The sequence below is a fragment of the Clavibacter michiganensis genome, from assembly GCF_021216655.1.
Classification (GTDB): Bacteria; Actinomycetota; Actinomycetes; order Actinomycetales; family Microbacteriaceae; genus Clavibacter; species Clavibacter michiganensis.
In genome coordinates this window covers 280,568-301,539 of sequence record NZ_CP080437.1, presented here as the reverse complement: position 1 = coordinate 301,539, position 20,972 = coordinate 280,568, and the positions used below count along the sequence as shown (strand labels likewise).

20 protein-coding genes are annotated in these 20,972 nt (G+C 72.9%); 12 read left to right on the top strand and 8 right to left on the bottom strand.

The window, feature by feature from the left end; genetic code table 11:
- Positions 1-58 precede the first annotated feature (58 nt).
- From K0V08_RS01375 to K0V08_RS01340, 8 genes are all read left to right on the top strand, one after another.
- Positions 59-2,098: a TPM domain-containing protein gene (locus K0V08_RS01375; protein ID WP_079532496.1), complete on the top strand. Its 2,040-nt coding sequence runs from the start codon at positions 59-61 to the stop codon at positions 2,096-2,098.
- Positions 2,099-2,182: 84 nt separating this feature from the next.
- On the top strand, positions 2,183-2,926 hold the full coding sequence (locus tag K0V08_RS01370; RefSeq protein ID WP_012037822.1) for a PspA/IM30 family protein: 744 nt from the start codon (positions 2,183-2,185) through the stop codon (positions 2,924-2,926).
- 94 nt (positions 2,927-3,020) lie between these two features.
- Entirely contained in the window at positions 3,021-3,671 is a 651-nt protein-coding gene (locus K0V08_RS01365) for an NADPH-dependent F420 reductase (RefSeq protein WP_012037821.1), read from the top strand.
- Between the two features lie 105 nt (positions 3,672-3,776).
- Positions 3,777-4,619, top strand: coding sequence for an arginase family protein (locus tag K0V08_RS01360; protein ID WP_079532493.1), 843 nt, complete (start codon positions 3,777-3,779; stop codon positions 4,617-4,619).
- 68 nt (positions 4,620-4,687) lie between these two features.
- Positions 4,688-5,527: a crotonase/enoyl-CoA hydratase family protein gene (locus K0V08_RS01355; RefSeq protein ID WP_079532491.1), complete on the top strand. Its 840-nt coding sequence runs from the start codon at positions 4,688-4,690 to the stop codon at positions 5,525-5,527.
- A gap of 56 nt (positions 5,528-5,583) precedes the next feature.
- The gene (locus tag K0V08_RS01350) at positions 5,584-7,017 is read left to right on the top strand and encodes a dihydrolipoyl dehydrogenase family protein (RefSeq protein ID WP_079532489.1); all 1,434 of its coding nucleotides are present in this window, start codon (positions 5,584-5,586) and stop codon (positions 7,015-7,017) included.
- The gene (locus K0V08_RS01345; protein ID WP_079532486.1) at positions 7,014-7,406 is read left to right on the top strand and encodes a Fe-S oxidoreductase; all 393 of its coding nucleotides are present in this window, start codon (positions 7,014-7,016) and stop codon (positions 7,404-7,406) included. The genes K0V08_RS01350 and K0V08_RS01345 overlap by 4 nt, the downstream gene beginning before the upstream one ends.
- A complete protein-coding gene (locus K0V08_RS01340) occupies positions 7,403-8,281 on the top strand; it encodes an SDR family NAD(P)-dependent oxidoreductase (RefSeq protein WP_079532483.1) in 879 nt (292 codons plus the stop codon). The genes K0V08_RS01345 and K0V08_RS01340 overlap by 4 nt, the downstream gene beginning before the upstream one ends.
- A gap of 25 nt (positions 8,282-8,306) precedes the next feature.
- Here K0V08_RS01340 and K0V08_RS01335 read toward each other — a convergent pair whose 3' ends face one another.
- Both K0V08_RS01335 and K0V08_RS01330 read right to left on the bottom strand, forming a co-directional pair.
- Positions 8,307-8,711 (bottom strand): SIP domain-containing protein, encoded by a 405-nt coding sequence (locus K0V08_RS01335; RefSeq protein WP_043560703.1) that lies wholly within the window; start codon positions 8,709-8,711, stop codon positions 8,307-8,309.
- Positions 8,712-8,713: 2 nt separating this feature from the next.
- Entirely contained in the window at positions 8,714-9,706 is a 993-nt protein-coding gene (locus K0V08_RS01330; protein WP_079532480.1) for a siderophore-interacting protein, read from the bottom strand.
- Between the two features lie 80 nt (positions 9,707-9,786).
- On the opposite strand from K0V08_RS01330, the gene K0V08_RS01325 reads away from it, so the two are divergent.
- A complete protein-coding gene (locus K0V08_RS01325; RefSeq protein ID WP_079532478.1) occupies positions 9,787-10,524 on the top strand; it encodes a sulfite exporter TauE/SafE family protein in 738 nt (245 codons plus the stop codon).
- Between the two features lie 9 nt (positions 10,525-10,533).
- On the opposite strand, the gene K0V08_RS01320 is transcribed toward K0V08_RS01325, so the two are convergent.
- From K0V08_RS01320 to K0V08_RS01310, 3 genes are all read right to left on the bottom strand, one after another.
- Positions 10,534-11,961 (bottom strand): amidase, encoded by a 1,428-nt coding sequence (locus tag K0V08_RS01320; RefSeq protein ID WP_079532475.1) that lies wholly within the window; start codon positions 11,959-11,961, stop codon positions 10,534-10,536.
- Positions 11,962-12,071: 110 nt separating this feature from the next.
- Complete coding sequence (locus K0V08_RS01315) at positions 12,072-14,219, bottom strand: bifunctional metallophosphatase/5'-nucleotidase (RefSeq protein WP_079532472.1); 2,148 nt, start codon at positions 14,217-14,219, stop codon at positions 12,072-12,074.
- A 124-nt stretch (positions 14,220-14,343) separates the two neighbouring features.
- Positions 14,344-15,669, bottom strand: coding sequence for a LuxR C-terminal-related transcriptional regulator (locus K0V08_RS01310; RefSeq protein ID WP_094182707.1), 1,326 nt, complete (start codon positions 15,667-15,669; stop codon positions 14,344-14,346).
- Positions 15,670-15,788: 119 nt separating this feature from the next.
- Between K0V08_RS01310 and hxlB the strand changes: the two genes are divergently transcribed.
- Positions 15,789-16,397 carry a 6-phospho-3-hexuloisomerase gene (gene hxlB / locus K0V08_RS01305; RefSeq protein WP_079532469.1) on the top strand — a complete coding sequence of 203 codons (609 nt, stop codon included), beginning with the start codon at positions 15,789-15,791 and terminating at the stop codon, positions 16,395-16,397.
- Between the two features lie 52 nt (positions 16,398-16,449).
- Complete coding sequence (gene hxlA, locus K0V08_RS01300; RefSeq protein WP_012037809.1) at positions 16,450-17,073, top strand: 3-hexulose-6-phosphate synthase; 624 nt, start codon at positions 16,450-16,452, stop codon at positions 17,071-17,073.
- 282 nt (positions 17,074-17,355) lie between these two features.
- Here hxlA and K0V08_RS01295 read toward each other — a convergent pair whose 3' ends face one another.
- Both K0V08_RS01295 and K0V08_RS01290 read right to left on the bottom strand, forming a co-directional pair.
- On the bottom strand, positions 17,356-18,456 hold the full coding sequence (locus tag K0V08_RS01295) for a hypothetical protein (RefSeq protein ID WP_128516949.1): 1,101 nt from the start codon (positions 18,454-18,456) through the stop codon (positions 17,356-17,358).
- Positions 18,457-18,854: 398 nt separating this feature from the next.
- The gene (locus K0V08_RS01290) at positions 18,855-19,064 is read right to left on the bottom strand and encodes a hypothetical protein (RefSeq protein ID WP_043560700.1); all 210 of its coding nucleotides are present in this window, start codon (positions 19,062-19,064) and stop codon (positions 18,855-18,857) included.
- A 128-nt stretch (positions 19,065-19,192) separates the two neighbouring features.
- Here K0V08_RS01290 and K0V08_RS01285 point away from each other — a divergent pair, with 128 nt between their 5' ends.
- Positions 19,193-20,353, top strand: coding sequence for a type II CAAX endopeptidase family protein (locus tag K0V08_RS01285; protein WP_079532467.1), 1,161 nt, complete (start codon positions 19,193-19,195; stop codon positions 20,351-20,353).
- Here the strand turns inward: K0V08_RS01285 and K0V08_RS01280 are convergent.
- Positions 20,235-20,924, bottom strand: a complete 690-nt coding sequence (locus K0V08_RS01280; RefSeq protein WP_079532464.1) for a GNAT family N-acetyltransferase — start codon at positions 20,922-20,924, stop codon at positions 20,235-20,237. The genes K0V08_RS01285 and K0V08_RS01280 overlap by 119 nt on opposite strands.
- Positions 20,925-20,972 lie beyond the last annotated feature (48 nt).

Here is a 20,972-nt window from a genome sequence, read left to right as displayed (position 1 = left end):
CACGCGCCCGCGCCACTAGCCTGGATGGAGCACGTACTTGAGACGACGGAGGAGTCGCATGCCGCGGTCCGCGAGATTGATCGGGGCCGCGCTCGCGCTCGGCCTGGCCGGGGCCCTGGTGCCGATGTCCGCGCAGGCGACGGGGCCGGTGGACTTCGGCGGGGCGACGATCCTCGACCAGGTCGACGCGGTGACGCCCGCGCAGGAGCAGCAGATCCAGCAGGCGATCGACACGCTCCGGACGGACACCGGGATCACCCTCCATGTCGCGTACGTGGACACCTTCACCGGGGAGGCGGATCAGGCGGCCTGGGGCCGCGCGACGAACTCCGCCAACGGCTTCGGGGGCTCCGACGCGCTCCTCGCGGTCGCCGTCGACGGCCGGCAGGTCTCCTTCGGGGCTCCCGCGCAGCTGTCGGAGTCCGCACGCGACCAGCTCCTGCAGAACGGGATCCGGCCGGAGCTGCAGGACAGCGACTGGTCAGGGGCCGCCGTCGCCGCCGCGCAGGGCATCGAGTCCCAGGCACGCACCGGCACGGGCACCGAGTCGGGAACCGGGGCCACCCCGTCGTCCGGGAACTCCTCCGGCATCGACTTCGGCCTCGTCCTCCTCCTCGTGCTGGGCGCGATCCTCGTGGCAGCCGTCGCGACGACGCTCGTCGGCCGGCGGAAGAAGCGGAAGGCGGTCGCCGCGAAGCGCCAGGCCGCGCTCGCGGAGATGAGGACAGCTGAGCAGCGCGCCGGCAGCATGCTCGTGCAGCTCGACGACGCGCTCGAGACCAGCGAGCAGGAGGTGGGCTTCGCCGAGGCGGAGTTCGGATCCGGCGCCGTCGGCCCGTACCGCGAGGTGCTCGTCTCGGCGGGCGGCAAGGTCCGCGAGGCGTTCGCCCTGAAGCAGAAGCTCGACGACACGATCGAGGACACCGACGAGGAGCGCCGCACCTGGGCGGCGCGCATCGTCGACCTCTGCGAGGAGGCGCGCGCCGAGCTCGACGCGCAGGCCGAGTCGTTCGAGGAGCTCCGGGCGCTCGAGGAGAACGCGCCGCAGACCCTCTCCGCCATCGTCACCGAGGCGGAGTCGCTGAAGACCCGGATCGAGCGGACGCAGGAGGCGGTGGACCTCCTCGGCCGCCGCTACGCCGGCCCGTCGATGACGACCGTCACCGGCAACGTCGACCAGGCCCGCTCGCTCCTCTCCTTCGCGACCGACACCGCGCAGGAGGCCGCCGAGGCGATCCGCGCGGGTGATCGCGCGTCGACCGGCGAGATCGCGGTCAAGGTGCGCGCGGCGCAGCAGGCGGTCGGCCAGGCCGGCACGCTCCTCGACGGCGTCGACCGCGTCTCGTCCGACCTCGAGCACGCGTCCACGCGCGTGCAGGAGGAGATCGCCGACGTGCGCAGCGACATCCAGGACGCCCGCGCCGCGCAGCGCGGCGGGCGCATGCCGGAGCTGACGCGCCTGGTCGAGGCAGCCGAGCAGGCCATCGCCGACGCGAAGCCGCTGCAAGGCCGTCTCGCGGACCCGCTCACGAGCGTCACGCTGCTGCAGGAGGCGGAGGCCCGTCTCGACGAGGCGCTCGCGCCCGTGCGGGAGCAGCAGGAGCAGGTGCAGCGCGCGATCGGCTACCTGCCGCGCGCGCTGTCGACCGCCGAGAGCCAGGTGGCCACGGCGCGCGACTTCATCTCCACGCGCCGCGGCGGCGTCGGCGAGGAGGCGCGCACGCGCCTCGCCCACGCCCAGCGCGCGCTCGACGACGCGCACGAGGCCGCCCCGCGGGATCCCGTGCGCGCGGTCGCCGCGGCGCAGGCCGCGACCTCCTACTCCGCGCAGGCCATCGAGGCCGCGCAGCGCGACCTCGACCAGGGCGGCGGATACGGCGGCTACGGCGGCGGCATGATGGGCGGCCGCGGCGGCGGGGACGCCTTCGGCGGCGCGATCATGGGCGGCATCATCGGCGGCCTGCTGAGCGGTGGCGGCGGCTGGGGTGGCGGCGGAGGAGGCGGCGGCTTCAGCGGCGGGGGCTTCGGCGGAGGCGGCGGGTTCAGCGGCGGCGGCTTCGGCGGAGGCGGCGGCGGCTTCAGCGGCGGCGACTTCTAGCGACGACCAGCACGACGACGAGAACGAGAGCGACCCATGATCAACCCATTCCGACGAAGCACCAGACGAGAAGGAGCAGCACCCATGTCCAAGCAGTCCATCCTCGGCCGCATCGCCCAGCTCGCGAAGGCCAACATCAACAACCTCATCGACCAGGCCGAGGACCCGCAGCTCATGCTGGACCAGATGGTCCGCGACTACACGGAGAGCATCCGCGAGGCGGAGAGCGCCGTCGCCCAGACCATCGGCAACCTGCGGATGATCGAGGACGACCACCGCGAGGACGTCCAGGCCGCGCAGGACTGGGGTCGCAAGGCCCTCGCCGCGAGCCAGAAGGCGGACGAGTACCGGAACGCCGGCAACACCCCGAACGCCGACAAGTTCGACGCGCTCGCCCGCGTCGCCCTCCAGCGCCAGATGCAGTCGGAGAGCGAGGCGAAGGGCGCCGAGCCCACCATCGCGTCGCAGACCGAGGTCGTCGAGAAGCTCAAGCAGGGCCTCGACACCATGCGCGGCAAGCTCCAGCAGCTGTCGTCGAAGCGCGACGAGCTGAACGCGCGCCAGAAGACGGTGCAGGCGCAGTCGCAGGTGCAGGACGCGATGAAGAGCATCGACATCATGGACCCGACCAGCGAGGTCAGCCGCTTCGAGCAGAAGATCCGCCGCGAGGAGGCCCGCGTCCGCGGCGCCGAGGAGCTGCAGGCGTCCAGCCTCGACGCGCAGTTCGAGGAGCTCGAGGACCTCGGCGAGCTGACCGAGGTCGAGGCGCGCCTCGCCGCGCTGAAGTCCGGCGGATCCGCGCCGAAGCAGGTCACGTCCGGCGAGTAGCCCTCGACCGGATCCACGGGCGCCGTCCTCCGGGGCGGCGCCCGTCGTCGTCCGCCCGGGGAATTCCGCCCGGCCGGACGCCGTTCCCCTCAGCATGACCAACATCGGAATCATCGGCGCCGGACTCATCGGCAGCCAGCTCGCCCGCCTGTTCACCTCCACCGGCCACGACGTGGTGATCGCCAACTCCCGCGGCCCGGAGACCCTCACCGAGCTCATCGACGAGCTGGGCGACCGCGCCCGCGCCGCAACCGTCGAGGAGGTCGCGGAGGCCGGCGAGATCGTCGTCGTCACCATCCCGCTCAAGAACATCGACAGCGTCCCCGTCGCGCCCCTCGCGGGCAAGATCGTGATCGACACCGACAACTACTACCCGGAGCGCGACGGCCACATCGCCGAGCTCGACGACGAGACCACGACGACCGCGGAGATGCTGCAGCGGCACCTGCCCGAGTCGAAGGTCGTCAAGGCCTTCAACCACATCTACGCGGCCGACCTCACCGAGCACGGCACCCCCGCCGGCACGCCGAACCGCCGAGCGCTCGTGATCGCGGGCGACGACGCCGACGCCAAGGCGACCGTCACCTCGATCCTCGACTCCTTCGGCTACGACACGGTGGATGCGGGACCGCTCGCGGAGGGCTGGCGCATCCAGCGCGACACCCCCGGCTACGGACCGGCGCTCGACGCAGACGGCCTCCGCCAGGCGCTGGCCGACGCGAAGCGCTACCGCGACATGGAGTAGCCGGGCGGAGCGACAGCTCCTCCCCACGACGATGCCCGTCGCCCGCGGCCACGACCGCGGGCGGCGGGCATCGCCATGTCCCGCGCCGCACGGGATACTGAGGACGTGCCCGCCTCCTTCGTCGTCGTCCCCCAATGGCAGGGCTCGGGCTCGTCCCGCGCCATGAGGCTCGCGGACGGGGCCGAGGCGATACGCGGCGACCTGCCCGCATCCGCCACACGCGTCGTGGACGTGCCCGTCGAGGCCGGCGAGTCGCTCGGCACGGGCGTCCTCCGCTACGCGTCGCTGCTCGCGGTGCGCACCCGCCAGGAGGCGGCGCTCCAGGCGGCGTCCGCGTCCGGGTCCGGCCCCGTCGTCACCGTCGGCGGCGACTGCGGCGTGGAGATCGCGGCCATCGGGCACGCGGCCGCCGCCTACCCCGGGCTCGCGGTCGTATGGCTCGACGCGCACGCCGACCTCAACTCCCCCGCGTCCTCGCCGACCGGCGCCTTCCACGGCATGGTGCTGCGCGCCGTCATCGGCGAGGGCGTCGACGGGCTGGAGCTCCCGGCTGGCGCGGTCACGGCCGACCGCGTCGTGCTCGCCGGCGTGCGCGCGCTCGACGACGCGGAGTCCGACCTCGTGGACTCGCGCGGGATCGCGCTCCTCGGCGTCGACGCGATGACGCCCGAGGCGCTCGTGGCGGCTGTCACGGCGACCGGCGCGACGGACGTGTACGTCCACGTCGACCTCGACGTGCTCGACCCGGGCGGGATGTCCGGCGTCGGCCACCCGGAGCCGTTCGGGCTCGACGTGCAGGCCGTCACCGAGTCGATCAAGGCGCTGCGCCGGTCGTTCGGGCTCGCGGGCGCCGGGATCACCGAGTTCGCGCCGTCCTCCCCCGCGGCCGCCGTGGACGACATGGGCACCATCCTTCGGATCATCGGGGCGCTGACCGGGCCGGTCTGACCCGGACGGGAGGTCGCGCCGCCCGCCGCGCCCTGCGAGGCTGGACCGGACGATCGAAGGAGACCGCCGTGAGCGACGACGCCCGCACCGCATCCACCGCAGAGCCCCAGGCCGACGACGCCCCCCGCGTGCGCGTCGAGCGGCGCGGGCACCTGCTGCTCATCGGCCTCGACCGGCCGGCCAAGCGCAACGCCGCCGACATGCGCATGCTCCGCGAGCTCGCGAGCGCGTACGGGCTGCTCGACAGGGATCCGGAGCTGCGGGTCGGCGTGGTGCACGCGGTCGGCGACCACTTCACGGGCGGGCTCGACCTCGCCGACGTGGCCCCGCACATCGGCCGCGGCCCCGACGGCGGCCTCGACACGGTGCCGGACAACGGCGTCGACCCGTGGCGGATGGTCGGCGACGGCGTCGGCAAGCCCGTGGTCCTCGCGGTGCAGGGCACGTGCCTCACGCTCGGGATCGAGCTGGCCCTCGCGAGCGACGTCGTGGTGGCGGCCGCCGGCACGCGGTTCGGGCAGATCGAGGTCGCGCGCGGGATCCTGCCCTTCGGCGGCGCGACCCTCCGCTTCCCGGCCGTCGCGGGCTGGGGCGACGCCATGCGCTGGATCCTCACGGGCGACCCCTTCGACGCGGAGGAGGCCAGGCGCATGCGCATCGTGCAGCTCGTGGTGCCGGACGGCGAGCAGCTCGCGGCGGCCGTCGGGATCGCCGAGCGCATCGCCGCGCAGGCCCCGCTCGCCGTGCAGGCGACGCTCCGGAACGCCCGCGCCGCCGTCCGCGACGGACACCGGTCGGCGGCTGCCGCGCTCTCGGCGGAGCTCGTGCGGCTCGCGGGATCCGAGGACGCGGCGCGCGGGATGCGCGCCGCCGCGGAGCGCCGGCCCGCGGACTTCGTCGGTCGCTGATCCGTCGACCGAACCCGCCCGGCCGATGCCCGGGACGCCCGGCGTAGGGTCGGGTGATGACCTCCTACGACCTCATCGTCATCGGTGCCGGCCCCGTCGGCGAGAACGTGGCCGACCGCGCCAAGCAGGGCGGGCTCTCCGTGCTCGTCGTCGAGTCCGAGCTCGTGGGAGGCGAGTGCTCCTACTGGGCCTGCATGCCCAGCAAGGCGCTCCTCCGCTCGGGCAGCGCCCTCCGCGCGGCGCGCGCCGTCGCCGGGTCGAAGGAGGCCGTCACAGGCGAGCTCGACGTGGCCGCGGTCCTGAAGCGCCGCGACTCCTTCACCAGCTCCTGGGACGACCAGGGGCAGGTGAGCTGGCTCGAGGGCATCGGCATCGACCTCGCGCGCGGCCACGGGCGCATCTCCGGGCCGCGCCGTGTCACGGTCACCGCACCGGACGGGTCCGTGACCGAGCACGAGGCCGCGCACGCCGTCGTCGTCTCCACCGGCACCGCGGCGCTCCTCCCCGACATCCCGGGCCTCGCCGAGTCGCAGCCGTGGACGAGCCGCGAGGCCACCAGCGTCGAGGTCGTGCCGACCTCGATCGTCGTCATCGGCGGCGGCGTGGTCGCGGCCGAGATGGCCACCGCCTTCGCGTCGCTCGGCAGCGCCGTCACTCTCGTCGCCCGCAGCGGCCTGCTCAGCGGGCAGGAGCCCTTCGCGGGCGAGCTCGTCGGCGACAGCCTCAGGGACATGGGCGTCGACGTGCGCCTCGGGGGATCGCCCTCCCGCGTCACCCGCGACGGCGACGAGGTCACCGTCGAGCTCTCCGACGGATCCGCCGTCACGGCCGCCGAGGTGCTGGTCGCCACCGGCCGCACCCCGCGCACCGAGGACCTGGGCCTCGACGCCGTCGGCCTCGAGGCCGGCGCGTACCTCGACGTGGACGACACGATGCTCGTCACGGGCGACGTGAACGCGGAGACGCCGTGGCTGTACGCCGTCGGCGACGTCAACCACCGCGCGCTCCTCACCCATCAGGGCAAGTACCAGGCGCGCGCGGCCGGCGAGGTCATCGCCGCGCGCGCGACCGGCGGCACCGTCGACGACGCGCCCTGGGGCGTCCACGTCGCGACGGCCGACCACCGCGCCGTCCCGCAGGTCACGTTCACCGACCCGGAGGTCGCGAGCGTCGGCCTCACCGCGAAGGCGGCGGAGGAGGCCGGGATCCGCACGCGCGTCGTCGACTACGACCTCGGATCCGTCGCGGGTTCGAGCCTGCACGCCGACGGCTACGCGGGGAAGGCGCGCATGGTCGTCGACGAGGACCGCGGCGTGATCGTCGGCGTCACCTTCGTCGGCCAGGACGTCGCCGAGCTGCTGCACTCCGCCACGATCGCGGTCGTCGGCGAGGTGCCGGTCACGCGCCTCTGGCACGCGGTGCCGTCGTACCCCACCATCAGCGAGGTGTGGCTGCGCCTGCTCGAGACGTACGGGCGGCCGACCGCGTGATCCGCGCGGGGCTCGGCACGGCGGCGGGCGCCGTCCGCGGCGTCCTGCTGGACTCCCCCGTCTCGCGCGCGGGCAGCGGCGTCGCGACGGGCATCGCGCTCGTCATCGGCCTCCCGCTCAGCACGGGCGAGGTGCAGCGTCACGGCGACCTCATCGTCCTCACCGGCCTGCCGTCCTGGGTCTTCGGGCGCGGCGGCACCTGCGTCGGCCGCGTCTACCTCACGCGCGACAACGACGGACTCGCGGTGCTCGAGCACGAGGCCGTGCACGTCACGCAGTGGCGCCGGTACGGGCTGCTGATGCCGCTGCTCTACTGGTGGGCGGGGCGGGATCCGCTGCGCAACCGCTTCGAGATCGAGGCGGGCCTCGAGAAGGGCGGCTACCGGTGACCGGCCCGCTCGACGGCCGCACGGTCGTCATCACGGGCGCGAGCTCCGGCATCGGCCGCATCGCCGCCCGCGAGCTGCACGACCGCGGCGCCGACGTGGTCGTGGTGGGTCGCGATCCGGAGCGCACGCGCGGCATCGCCGCCGAGCTGGGCGCGCGGCACGTCCTCGCCGACATGGACCGGCTCGACGAGGTGCGCGCGCTGGGGGCGACCCTCCTGGAGACGTGCCCGCGGATCCACGTGCTCGCCCTCAACGCCGGCAGCCTCGTGCCGCGGCGCGCCATGACGGTCGACGGCCACGAGACGACGTTCCAGCGCAACGTCCTCGCGCCGTTCCTCCTGACGCGCCTGCTGCTGCCGCGCCTCGAGGAGACGCAGGACGCGCTCCGCGCCGACGAGAGCCCGGTGCGCGTCATCGGCACCGCGAGCCGCGCGAACCTCTGGGGCCGCGTGCGGCTCGACGACCTCGACTGGCGGAAGCGTCCCTGGCTCGGCGGCTGGCAGGCCTACGGCACGTCGAAGGCGATGATGATCCTGATGATGCGCACGCTCGCGGAGCGCATCGGAGCCCGCGGACTCGAGGCGTGCTCGTTCCACCCGGGGCTCGTGCGCACGTCGTTCGGATCCGACAGCACCGTGATGAAGGCGCTGCTCGCTCTGTCGATGGGCGCCTACGGCATCTCCGCGGAGGCGGGCGCCGTGCCGCTCGTGCAGCTCGCGTCGGTGCCCGACCTGGGCGCGCCGAGCGGGACGTACTTCGACCAGCTCACGCCCGACGGGAAGACGACCGCGCAGGCCGCGGACCGGCAGCTCGGGAGGGACCTGTGGGCCGCCCTGGACCTGGCGGCGGGGACCGACGAGCCCGTCCGGCGCTGAGCCGACATCGCCCGACGGATCCGGGTCAGCGCGTCGCGAGCAGGTGCAGCAGGTCGTCGTGGCCGCCGACGTGACCGCCGAGCAGCACGCTGACCTCGGTGACCGGGTGCTCGTCGGAGATGGGCGCGGCGAACACCATCATCTCGCTGGCCCACGCGCCGACCGCCCGGGCGACCGCGGTCATGGGCGCCGCGGGTGCGCCGTCGATCCCGCGGCCCTCGCGCGCGATCACGGTGACGACCATGCGCGGCGGGTGCGCGAGCGCGACCTCGGCGGACGCGTCGGGCACCTCGACGAACACGCTGCCGCGCGTGCACAGGGGCAGCGCGGCGAGCGCGGTCTGCGTCGCGGCGAGGCCGGTCTCGTCGGTGACGAGCAGCACCTGGCGCTTCACGTCCTTGCGCGTGCGCGAGCGGGTGGCTCCGGCCATGGTCAGGATCCCTCGGCCGCGCCGGCGCGCCAGTAGCCCATGAAGGCGACCTGCCGGCGATCGATCCCGGTGTCGCGCACCAGGAAGCGGCGCATCGCCTTGATGCAGCCGGACTCGCCCGCGAGCCACGCGTAGAGCGTGGAGCCCTCGTGGACGACCGGCGCGTCCCACACGATGCCCTCGGCGTCGTCCTCCGCGAGCGGCTGCGCGTCGTCGGCGAGCGCGACCTCGGGGGCGGCGATGGCGCCGACCTTCACGTGGCAGTCGACCCAGTGGCGCACGGCCTCCTCGAGGCGGGATCCGTTCGGGCGGCCGTCGCGCGGGAGCCAGGTGAGGTTCACGCCCTTCGGCACGCGCACGTCGAGGCGGTCCCCCGTGACGGGCACCTCGATGAAGGCGCAACCCACGGCGTCGTCGGGGAGGGAGGAGAGGATGTTGCAGATGGCGGGCGCGGCCGTCTCGTCGCCCGCGAGGAGCAGCGAGCGCGCGGCTCCGGGATGCCACTCGATGCCGAGGCCGCGCGCGGGGCTCAGGGCGTCGGGGCCGATGAGGACCATCTCGTCGCCGACCCGCGCGGAGCCCGCCCAGCGGGAGGCGGGGCCCATGTCGCCGTGCAGCGCGAAGTCGACGTCGACCTCGCCGAGGTCGCGGCGGACGGCGCGGGACGTGTAGGTGCGGAGCGGGTTGCGCTCCGCGTCGGGCAGGGCGCGCCACCAGGCGAACCAGTCGTCGCCGCCCACCCCGGTGAGGTCGGGCAGCCCGTGCTCGGCGACCGGCAGCAGCAGCTTGATGCGCTGGTCGAGGCACTCGTCGCCGAAGTCGCGGAGGTCGTCGCTCTGGAACGTGATCCGGAGGAACGTCGGGCTGATGCGCTCGGTGCGGGCCACACGCGCCGCGAACGGCCGGTAGGCGGGGCGCTCGACCGCGGGTTGCTCCTCGACCGCGTCCTCGACGGGAGCGGTGCCGGCGGCGAGGGTCGCGGTGGAGGTAAGCACAGCCTAAGTATGGCATGCCTAACCGCAGCGGTCGAGGCCGACCGGACGATCGGGCGGTGGATCCACGGGAGGATGTCATCGTGTCCGCCCTCGTCCTCGCCGCCGTCTTCGTGGGCGCCGTGGCCCAGCGCGTCACCGGCCTCGGCTTCGCGCTCGTCGTCTCGCCCGTGCTCGTGATCCTGCTCGGTCCCTTCGACGGCGTGCTCATCGTGAACCTGTGCGGCGCGCTGTCGGCGGCGATCATCCTGGCGGGGGTCCGGCGGGACGTGGAGTGGCGGCGCTACCTATTCCTCGCGATCCCCGCGCTCGTGGGGATCGTGCCCGGCGCCCTCCTCGCGTACCTGCTGCCGGACGAGGCGCTGGAGATCGGGATCGGCCTGCTGCTCATCGCGGCCCTCACCACCTCCCTCGTGCTCCGGCGCACCGCGCGCGCGATCGACGGTCCGGGCGTCATGGCGGGCTTCGGCTTCGCATCGGGCGTCATGAACGCGGCGGCCGGCATCGGCGGGCCGAGCCTGAGCGTCTACGCGGTCGTCAGCCGCTGGGAGCAGCGGGCGTTCGCGGCGACGCTGCAGCCGTTCTTCGTCACCGTCGGGGCCTCGTCCCTGCTCACGAAGCTGCTCATCGCGCCGGAGCGCTGGCCGGACCTGGGGACGGCGGCGTGGGTGGGCATCATCGTGACGATGCTCGCGGGGATCGGCGCGGGCACGCTCCTCGGCCCCCGGATCCCGACGCGCGCCGCCCGCGCGGCCGTCGTGGTGCTGGCGTTCGGCGGCGCGGTCTCGGCGATCGTCAAGGGGATCAGCGGTCTGGCCTGACCCGCCGCCTCACCACTGCGGCGGGTGCCGCCGCTGCCAGTGCAGCCGCCGCTCGAGCTGCCGGCCGATCGCGAGGAGCGTGGCCTCGCCGCCCGGCCGCCCGATGAGCTGCACGCCCATGGGCAGGCCGTCGTCGGTGAGGTGCACGGGCAGCGTGATCGCGGGCAGGCCCGTCACGTTCGCGAACGACGTGTACGGCGTGTACGCGACCTGCTGCGCGAAGTTCCGCTCGCCGTCCTCGGCGTCGTACCAGCCGACCGGGCGCGGCTCCTGCGCGAGCGCGGGGGTGAGCACGGCGTCGACGTGGGCGAACTGCGCGATGACGCTGCGCTCGTAGGCGGCGAGCTGCGCGAGCGCGCGGGCGAGGTCACGCGCGCTGAGCTCGCGGCCGCGCTCGACGAGCCAGCGCGTGAGCGGCTCGAGGAGGTCGAGCTGCTCCCCCTCGGCCGGGATCCCCGCGGCGCCGGCCTGCCAGATGGTGCGGAAGGCGGGCGCGTAGGTGGGATCCGGCCGGAGCGCGAGGTCCTCGAGGCCGTGGCCCATGGTCGCCAGCTCGCGCACGGCGAGCGCGAGGGCGTCGTCGGCGGAGGGGTCGCGGACGATCTCGTAGGCGTCGTCCCACGGCGTCGTGGTCATCACGCCGATCTGGAAGCGGCCCTCGCCGCGGACGGCCGCGCCGAGCAGGTCGCCGTCCGGGTCCTCGGGCGCGCGCAGCGTGAACGGGTGCGGGATGCGGCCGTTGACCCGGCCGATCATCGCGTCGAGCAGCATGGCGGCGTCCGCGACGCTGCGCGCGAGCGGGCCGGGGACGACGAGGCCGGCCAGCGACTCCTGGCCGGATCCCGCGGGCACGAGACCCCGCGACGGCTTGAGGCCGACGAGGCCGGTCGCGGCCGCGGGGATGCGGACCGAGCCGCCGCCGTCGGATCCCGGCGCGAAGGGCAGGAGGCCCGCCGCGACCGCGACGGCCGCTCCCCCGCTGGATCCGCCGGCGCCGCGCGTGGTGTCCCAGGGTGTCCGGGCGGGTGGCGCGACGAGGCTCTCGGTGTACGACGGCAGGCCGAACTCGGGCGCGCTCGTCTTGCCGAGGCTGATGCCGCCCGCGTCGTCGAGCGCCTGCGGGATCGCGTCGGTGCGGTCGGACACGTGGTCGCGGAAGAGGCGCGAGCCGAAGGTGGTGCGGACGCCCTGGCGCTCGGAGAGGTCCTTGTCGCCGAACGGCAGGCCCCAGAGCGGTGCGGTGCGCGGCACCTTGCGCTCGACGAACCGCGCGCGTTCGAGGGCCAGGTCGGCGGTGACGGTCGTGAAGGCGCCGAGGCCCGGATCCAGCCGCTCGATGCGCTCGAGGTAGTGGGTCACGAGCTCGGTCGGGGTGACCTCGCCGCGCTGGAGCTGGTCCCACAGGTCCTGGGCGCTGAGGTGGTGGAGTTCGAACACCGCTCCAGCGTAGGCCGGGGCCGGGTCAGGCCGACCGGCGGCTGATGCTGCCGGCGGGGCGGGCGCCGGTCGTCCGACACCCGCCCCGTCCGCGGATGGTCGCGCGACCGTCAGCGGCGCGCGGCCGCCGCCGCCCGACGGCGGAACGCGACGAGCGCGAGGCCCAGGGCGAGCGCGGCGAGGGAGGTGCCGAGCACGGGTCCGGACTCGGATCCGGTCGCCGCGAGCGTCGGCTCGGAGCTCGGCGCGGGCACCGTGCCCGTGCCGGACGGGACGACGGATCCCGCCGACGTGTCGAGCGCGTAGAGCACCGAGGCACCCGTGCTCGGCAGCAGGAACGCGAGCTGGTGCGCTCCCGCCGTGAGGCCGGCCGGCACCGTGAACCGGACGCTCGCGCGGCCCTGCTCGTCGGTCGTGTCGACGACCGCGGCGTCGATCGGCGTGCGCGCGACCTCCTCGCCGTCGATGAGCGTCACGACCTCGGTGTCCTGCACGGGCGCGTTCGAGACGAGCAGCGAGGAGAGCTCGTAGGAGCGCTCCTGCCCGGCGGCGGGAGCCGCGCCCGTGGTGTCGACGATCCCGATGGAGCGCGTCGCCGAGTCGGGCTCGACGGGAGAGAACTCGGTGATGTAGTCGACGAACGCGGTGAGGTCGACGCGGCCGGAGTCGCTCTGCTCGGTCGAGTTCGCGAGCTCCGTGAAGTTGTCGCCGCCCTCCGCGAGGAAGCTGTTCGCGACCATCGTGAAGACGCGCGCGGGATCCACCGGCTCGCCCTGGAAGAACACGCCCGTGATCCGCTCGCCGCGCGCGGCCGTCGGGTCGTATGTGTAGGTGAGGTCGCGCGACAGGCCGAGCTTGAGGAACGGCCGCGAGGACCCCTCGGGCTGCCACTGCTGCTCGAGCACGGCCTTCACGCCCGCGCCCGTGATCTTCGCCGTCGTGAGCGTGTTGGCGAACGGCTGCACGATGGCGGCCTCCTTGTAGGTCACCTCGCCCTCCGCGTCGCCGGCTCCCGAGGACGCGACGGTGAGGTCCTGGCGGATGCCGCCGGGGTTCATGAAGGCGATCTCGGTGCCGAGGTCCGCCTGCGTCGCCCACAGCTGCGCGTCGGCGACGAGGTTGCCGATCGTGGACTCGCCGCCGCGGTTCTCGGAGCCGTCCGCCTGGCGGGCGCGCGTGATGTCGCCCGTGATCTCGCCGACCGTGCGGCTGCCGATGACCTCGGCCTTCGCGACCGCGGCGTCCACGATGCGCTGCACGGCGGGATCCGCCGGGAACGCCGGCTTCCCGTCCGCGGTGAGCAGCGGCACGAGCTCGCTGGAGATGGAGGTGAGCGCCTTGGTGGCGGGATCCACCGTGAGCGACAGGTGGCCGAGGTTCGTGCCGTAGCTCCCGGTCTGCAGCACGGGGAGCGGCAGCGCCTTGCCCGCGACCGGCAGCTCGTAGTCGTAGCCGAGGTGGGTGTGGCCGGAGATCACGGCGTCGACGTCGGCCTGCACGCCCGTCACGATGCGGCCGAAGACCGAGTCGTCGGTGAGGGAGGACTCGTCGGAGGTGGACGCGCCCTCGTGCACGACGAGCACGACGACGTCTGCCTCGCCGTTCGCGTCGTCGCCGTCGCGGAGCGCGCGGGCGGTGGCGGTGGAGGCGTCGACGACGCTGCCGACGTCGAGCGTCGCGATCCCGGCCGGGCTCACGAGCTCGGGCAGCGCCTCGGTGGTCGCGCCGACGAACGCGACGCGCACGCCGTCGATGTCCTGCACGTCGTACGCCGCGTACGCGTGCTCCTTCGTGCCCTTCTCGTAGAGGTTCGCCGAGATGTAGGGGAAGTCGGAGGCGGGGACGACGCGGCCGTCGACGTCGTCGCGGCCCTGGTCGAACTCGTGGTTGCCGAGGGTGGAGACGGAGACGCCCATGGCGTTGAGCGCGTCGATGGTTGGCTCGTCCTGCTGGGACAGCGATGTGAAGGTCGATGCGCCGATGTTGTCGCCCGCGCTGATGAGCGTGCTGTTCGGGTTCTCGGCCTTCGCCTGCTGGAACGCGCCCGAGATCACGGCGGCGCCGGCGGTGGACGAGGTGGTCTCGAGCCGGCCGTGGAAGTCGTTGATGGAGTAGACGTCGATGGCGACGTCGCCCTCCGCGGCGGAGGCGGGCGTGGCGCCGAGGCCGAGGAGCGCCGTGGCGGAGAGACCCGCCACGAGGGCGAGGGCGCCGGAGCGCGCGGCTCCGGACGGGCGGCGGGTGGGAGCTGAGCGCATGCGGGGACATCCTCGTTCGGGCGGGCGGCGGTGGTCAATACCTTACGGAGCTGAGGTTTCCGTGGGGTTAACTCCGGGATCCGCTGCGAGCGCCGTCCCGCTGTCGTGCCGCCGGCGCGCCGCCTCAGCCCCGCACGAGCCCCGCGAGCTCCGCGCGGGTGGACGCGCCCATCTTCCGCAGCAGGTTCGCGACGTGGAACTTCACCGTGTTCTCGCTGATCCCGAGGGCCGTCGCGATGGCGCGGTTGCGGGATCCGCCGGCCACGAGCGCGAGCACCTCCCGCTCCCGCGCGCTGAGCCCGGCCTCCCCGGCGGCGTCGAGGCCGGCGGCGGGCGCGTCGAGCGGCAGGCGCACGGCGATCTCGGATCCCCAGCCGGGCGTCGCCGTCACGTCGAGCGCGCCGTCGAGCGCGGCGACGCGGTCGGTGAGGCGGCGGAGCGCGTCGAGGTCGGCGGTGGTGGCCCCCGCGCCGTCGTCGCGGATCCCGACGAGGAGGTTGCTGCCGTCGCAGTCCCACTGGATCCGCACGCGCGTCACGTCCGGCTGCTCGACGAGCGCGAGCACGGCGCCGCGGACGATCGCCCGTCCCGCGTGCGCGACCTCGCCCGGGAGCGCGCGCCCGTCCACGGGCGGCTCGACGAACTGCACGTCGAGGTCGCGGAAGCGGACGAGCGGGCGGAGGTCGTCGCGGAGGCGGGCGAAGGCGCGCGCGACGGGCTCCTCCCCGAGGGAGCGGTCGCGGTCGCTCGCGGCCCGCAGCTCGACCATGGCGTTCGTGGCGAGGTCGGCCGCGGTCTGCCGGGCGGCCGCGTCGCCCGTGCGGGAGGAGCGGAGCACCGCGAGCAGCGACTCGAGGGTCGTGGCGTGCGCGTCGCCCAGCTCGGACACGACGCGGGCGCGCTCCGAGGAGACGGCGCGCGCCTCGGCGAGGTACGCGGGCGGCGCGGCGGCGACCTGCTGCCGGATCCCGTGGGCGACGCTCCGCCACAGCGCCCGCACCAGCTCGCGGGCGGCGGGCACGTCGTCATGCGCGGCCACGGGATCCACGAGGACGAGGAGCGCGCCGCTGTCGGCACGCCAGGCGGCGACCGTGCGCGGCCGGCCGCCGACGGGGTGCTCGACGGCCCAGGCCCCGGCCGCGTCGGCGTCGCGGCGGTCCCCGGATCCGTCGGCGAGGCTCGCGAGGATCCGGTCGAGCTCGGCGATGGTCACGTTCTCCACCACCTCCGCCTCGCCGGCCTTCTTGCGGGGGCGGCCGGTGCAGTCCTCGGTGAATATCACGAGGGCGCGGTGCGCGACCACCGGCTGCAGCAGCCCGGACAGCGCCTCCGCGACCTCCTGCAGCGGGGCGGCGAGCGCGTCGTGCAGCCCGTCGAGGAGCGCGACGGCGTCGGCGGATGCGGCGGCAGGGCGGGCGGAGGGATCGACGGGGTGGGTCCGGGATGGCATCCCGCCACCGTACGCCCACCCTATTCGCCGCCAGCGGGACGACGACCTACTCGGACGGGTAGGCGGATCCACCCGTCGGGTGGGCGGCACGGACAGGCCGCGAGGAGCACCCTCGAAGGGTGACGAACACGACGCACCCCCGGCCGTCCGGCGACTCCCCCGTCGACGTCGCCGCCGCGATGACCCTGATCTCCGACGAGAACGCCCGCGTCGCCCGCGCGCTCACCGACCCGGACCTCGCCGCGCGCCTCGACGAGGCCGCCCGTGTGATCCGCGACGGCCGCCGCGTCTTCGCCCTCGGCGCCGGCCGCTCGGGCCTCGCGCTCCGCATGACCGCCATGCGGTTCATGCACCTGGGGCTCGACGCGCACGTCGTCGGCGAGGCCACCTCGCCCGCGATCGAGGACGGCGACGTCCTCCTGGTCGCGAGCGGATCGGGGACCACCGCCAGCATCGTCAGCGCCGCGGAGACGGCGCACGAGGTCGGCGCGCGGATCGTCGCGCTCACGACGGCCGACGACTCGCCGCTCGCCGACCTCGCGGACGTGACCGTGCTGATCCCCGCGGCCGCCAAGCAGGACCACGGCGGCACGGTCTCGGCGCAGTACGCGGGCGGGCTCTTCGAGCTCAGCGTCGCGCTCGTCGGCGACGCCGTGTTCCACGCGCTGTGGCAGGCGTCCGGCCTCACGGCCGACGAGCTTTGGCCGCGTCACGCCAACCTCGAGTGACCGACGGTCGCTCGATCCCCACCCCACGCATCACGACAGGAAGAGGAACCGCATGAAGCTCCAGGTAGCCATGGACGTGCTCACGACCAAGGACGCGCTCGAGCTGGCCGGCAAGGCCGCGCCGCACGTCGACATCATCGAGCTGGGCACGCCGCTCATCAAGGCCGAGGGCCTCTCCGCGATCACCGCGATCAAGGAGGCGCACCCCGACAAGATCGTCTTCGCCGACCTGAAGACGATGGACGCCGGCGAGCTCGAGGCCGACATCGCGTTCTCCGCGGGCGCCGACCTCGTCACCGTCCTCGGCGTCGCGGGCGACAGCACCATCGCGGGCGCCGTCAAGGCCGCGAAGAAGCACGGCAAGGGCATCGTCGTCGACCTCATCGGCGTCCCGGACAAGGCGAAGCGCGCGAAGGAGGTCACCGAGCTCGGTGCCGAGTTCGTGGAGATGCACGCGGGCCTCGACGAGCAGGCGGAGGACGGCTACACGTTCGGCGACCTGCTGGAGGCCGGCAAGGCATCCGGCGTCGCGTTCTCCGTCGCGGGCGGCGTGAAGCCCGGCACCATCGGCGACGTGCAGGACGCGGGCGCCGTCGTCGCCGTCGCGGGCGGCGCGATCTACTCGGCCGACGACCCGGCCGCGGCCGCCGCCGAGCTGCGGGCTGCGATCCGCTGATCCACCCTGCTCCATACGAGCGCCGCGCACCCCGTCTCCGGACGGGTGCGCGGCGCTCGTGCGTGCAGCGGAACGTTTCGAGTAACGCCTTCCCAATACGAGGGAGGAGCGAAACGTCTCGACTACGAGGCGAGCTAAGGGACGAGCCAATGCTCGGTCTGATGGCGTGCACGCCTCATGCGGATGAGGACAGCAACGGACGAGGAAGGAACAAGAGAAATAAACGGCGATTTTACAGTACGCCGCATTTCCTTACGCCGCCGGCCGTCCGCATGCAGTCCATCATGCGCGCCGCCACGCCATGCGACCTATGCGATCAGCTTGTTCCGCGTCCGAACCGCCGTCACGTGCATAGCTCTCGAGAGCAGTCTCCGCGGCCGCCTGTCGTCCTCCAACCTTTAGCTCAAAAAACTGCCAGTCCTCAGCGTTGTCGTGATTCTCAAAAATAGGGCGCACGCGAGCGAGAAAGTCGTCGATTTGAAGCTTCCAGTCAGGTGCCCCAAATACCACCTCTTCGCAAGCCTCTTCGGCGCCTTGATTCAGGGCGATTTCAAATCCCTCAATACTCCCCGCTTTACTGAGAGCTATGGCGGTCGCTTCATACCAGAGAACAAGACTCATGGGCGCCGGAAGAGTCATACCCTTGAGAGCCCTGACCGTCCCGTCCAATGTTGCACTGTCCGCGAGGCCCTGATAAAAGGCGTTTGCAAGTAGCGCACGTCGCTCGAGTTGGTAATTTCGGGACTGAGCAATAAGGACAAGCGCCCCTACGCACATCAAGACACCCACCCACCACGTGAATAGAATGCTGAGCTGAATCGCCAATACAATTATTGGCAGTGCCACACCAACTCGAAAATCTGACTCGCCACGTAACCGGTCGCTCTCCTGGTACTGGTCGGCAGCCTTGTGCCAAATTTGCAGCGACATTGGCTCAAGCTGAGCTTCGATCAACTCAAAAGGAAATGCCAGATACGCACTTGACGAGAATCCAGCCGACGAGTACTTTTGACTGACCGCATCCATAATCACCGGGCGTACTCCGTATTTTTCTTGCCTTTTATAAATTAGTTGGCGCCAACGCCTGAGCACTTTCGCATCGGAGTAGCGAATGCGATACTCCAACAGGGCAAGAAGCCGTGTAACGCGGCCCGCTAGCCAGGAAGAGGCCCCCTGAGTCATGGACCCTACCAGGTAGGCAATAAATGCAAGGGCACCCAGGGTGTAAATACTTTCGAAGGAGTTCAAGTCGCTCGCAAGAGCCCGCAGAAGTGGAAATGCGATGACTAAATCATCCCGCTGCGGCCGGATCGCGAGATAAATGACCCCCAGCCACAGGGCCCCTGCAGCGAGAGGAGTGCGCAGTTGTCGCACACCAGGCATGAGCGCAGTCAAGAAGTTCATATTTATTTACACTTTCCGTCGTCAAGTCATGCACAGTGCGCAATAGCATTCGCGGCCCCGATTTGGCTTCGCACTGATCATTCACGAACACTATGCACGTCCTTCGCGACAAACCAGGATTTCCCTGATGCGCCTAACTTCTCCGTCTGCAAATGAGCACTAACTGTAGCGAAAGAGTCGAGAGTGGCTGCGTGTCGCTCTGACAGGCCCTATTCGCCCGGCAGGACGAAGTGATTTGCGCCATGCGAAGGCGCGTCAAGCCGCGCTGTCAATTGCTCATCGAGACGCGCGTCGCCGCATTCCATCCGCCGGTGCCGCACGAGAGTCACGTCACCTTGACGCGAAGTGTCGCGATGCGTTTTCGGCGTCTGTGCCGCTCACGACTCGCGCGCCTCCGTCGTCTTCCCGGGCCGCACCGACGCCGTGTCCGCCACGTCGATGCGCGTCACGCCGCCATCCTGCTCGGTCACGTCGACGCGCGGCGCCGCGTCCGAATCCACCGCCTTCGGGGCCGTCGTCAGCTGCTCGCGCCGCTTCTCCGCGAAGTCCGGGTCGCGGTCCTCGTCGTGCTCCTGGTCCTGCTGCATGGGTGCGCCTCTCGTCCCGACCACCGTACGCGGGCGGGCGACCGCCCCGCCGCACCCTCCGCCCTCCGCCGCGCGCCCTCCGCCGCCGGGTGGATCCCCGGCCGCCCGCCCCCGCGTACCGTGGCGGCATGAGCGCACAGGAGCCCACGACCCCCGACCTGCCCCCGGCAACCGGTATCCCGATCGCGCCGCCCGTCGTCCCCGGCGCTCCTCCCGCCGCCGGCGGGGCCGGAGCACCCGGCGCGACGCCCGGCGCGTTCCCGCCCGAGCTCCCGCCGCTCCCCGAGCGCCCGCCCGTCCCGTACCACCACGGCCTCCGCGACACGGGCGGCCCCTGGCGCGGGATCCTCGCGCTCGTGCTGTTCGGCGTCGCCTTCCTCGTGCTCTCCCTCGTCTTCGGCGGCGCCGCGATCCTCATCGAGATCCTCACGGGCCGGATGGACCCGTCCGACGAGGCATCCCTCACGACCATGACGCCGATCGTCCTGCTCGCCACGAACCTGTCGCTCGCCGCCCTGATCCCCGTCTCGATGCTCCTGCAGCGCTGGCTGTTCGGCGTCCGGATGGGCGCGATGTCCTCCATCGCCGGCTGGTTCCGCTGGCGTTGGCTCGGCCGGGTCGCGCTCGTGATGGTGCCCGTCTTCCTCGTCTACATCGGCGTCACGTTCGCGCTCGACCCCTCGGGCGAGGTCCGGTTCGACGGCGAGGTCTGGCTCTACCTGGCCATCGTCCTGCTCACCACCCCGCTGCAGTCGGCGGGCGAGGAGTACGGGTTCCGCGGCCTCGTCCAGCGCTCCGTCGGATCCTGGTTCCGCAGCACCCGCGTCGCCCTCGTCGTCGGCGCGGTGATCTCCAGCTCGCTCTTCGCCCTCGCCCACCTCGCCGAGGACCCGTGGCTCATCGCCTACTACTTCGTCTTCGGCCTGTCGGCGCCCCTCTCGGCGCGGCACACGGGCGGCCTCGAGGCGCCCGTCCTCATCCACGCGCTCAACAACACGCTCCTGTTCATCCCCACGGTGATCCTCGGCCAGATGTCCCAGAGCTTCGACCGCAGCGCCGGCACCGGCGGACCGTTCATGCTCCTGCCCATGGCCGTCGTGCTGGGATCCGCGCTGCTCACCGGCTGGTGGGCCCGCCGTCACCGCGTGGAGACGGTCGCGCCCCGCCCGCTCACCGCGAAGGAGGAGCGGCGGGAGCGGGAGCGGGCGTGGTGGGAGCAGGAGCGGCAGCGCCAGGCGTCGCTCGCCGCATGGTCCGCGCCCACAGGCCCGGCTGCGCCGTCGGCTTGAGCGTCAGCTGCATCGTGACGGTGCCGAGCCAGCGCCCGAACTTCCAGCCTACGCGGCCCATCCGGCCGCTCTCCGTGAAGCCCAGCGAGGCGTGCAGCCGGATCGACGCGTCCGCGCCCTGGTCGGCGATGACCGCGATGACCTCGCGGATCCCGGCCTCGCGGCACGCGTCGACGAGCGCCTCCAGCAGCGCGCGGCCGAGGCCCTTGCCCGTGGACGCCGCGCCCAGGTAGATCGAGTCCTCGACCGTCGTCCGCGACGACCGCCGGTTGCCGACGGGCTCGACGAGCGCGTAGCCGAGCACCTGCCCCGACGGCGAGACGGCGACGAGGAACGGCATCCCCATCCGCTCGAGCTGGCCGAACCGGCCGCGCCACCTGGCGAGCGTCATCCGCGTCTCGTCGAAGGTGACGGTGCTGTTCATCACGTAGTGGTTGTAGACCTCGCGGATGTCCGGGAGGTCGTCGGCCGTCGCGCGCCGGATCTCGTAGGAGAACACGGGCAGCGGCGGCGCGGGCTTCCGGAGGTGGGCGGGCAGGCGGCGCCGCCGCTGGTATTCCTCCTCGAGCATGCCGCGATCCTACGGGGACGGCCGCGCGCGCGGACGACTCCCGCGGGA

Bases quoted from the DNA above. Each gene is read 5' to 3' on its own strand.
- K0V08_RS01375 (WP_079532496.1), top strand. From the start codon at position 59: ATGCCGCGGTCCGCGAGATTGATCGGGGCCGCGCTCGCGCTCGGCCTG.
- K0V08_RS01370 (WP_012037822.1), top strand. From the start codon at position 2,183: ATGTCCAAGCAGTCCATCCTCGGCCGCATCGCCCAGCTCGCGAAGGCC.
- K0V08_RS01365 (WP_012037821.1), top strand. From the start codon at position 3,021: ATGACCAACATCGGAATCATCGGCGCCGGACTCATCGGCAGCCAGCTC.
- K0V08_RS01350 (WP_079532489.1), top strand. From the start codon at position 5,584: ATGACCTCCTACGACCTCATCGTCATCGGTGCCGGCCCCGTCGGCGAG.
- K0V08_RS01335 (WP_043560703.1), bottom strand. From the start codon at position 8,711: ATGGCCGGAGCCACCCGCTCGCGCACGCGCAAGGACGTGAAGCGCCAG.
- K0V08_RS01315 (WP_079532472.1), bottom strand. From the start codon at position 14,219: ATGCGCTCAGCTCCCACCCGCCGCCCGTCCGGAGCCGCGCGCTCCGGC.
- K0V08_RS01310 (WP_094182707.1), bottom strand. From the start codon at position 15,669: ATGCCATCCCGGACCCACCCCGTCGATCCCTCCGCCCGCCCTGCCGCC.
- hxlA (WP_012037809.1), top strand. From the start codon at position 16,450: ATGAAGCTCCAGGTAGCCATGGACGTGCTCACGACCAAGGACGCGCTC.
- K0V08_RS01295 (WP_128516949.1), bottom strand. From the start codon at position 18,456: ATGCCTGGTGTGCGACAACTGCGCACTCCTCTCGCTGCAGGGGCCCTG.
- K0V08_RS01290 (WP_043560700.1), bottom strand. From the start codon at position 19,064: ATGCAGCAGGACCAGGAGCACGACGAGGACCGCGACCCGGACTTCGCG.
- K0V08_RS01285 (WP_079532467.1), top strand. From the start codon at position 19,193: ATGAGCGCACAGGAGCCCACGACCCCCGACCTGCCCCCGGCAACCGGT.
- K0V08_RS01280 (WP_079532464.1), bottom strand. From the start codon at position 20,924: ATGCTCGAGGAGGAATACCAGCGGCGGCGCCGCCTGCCCGCCCACCTC.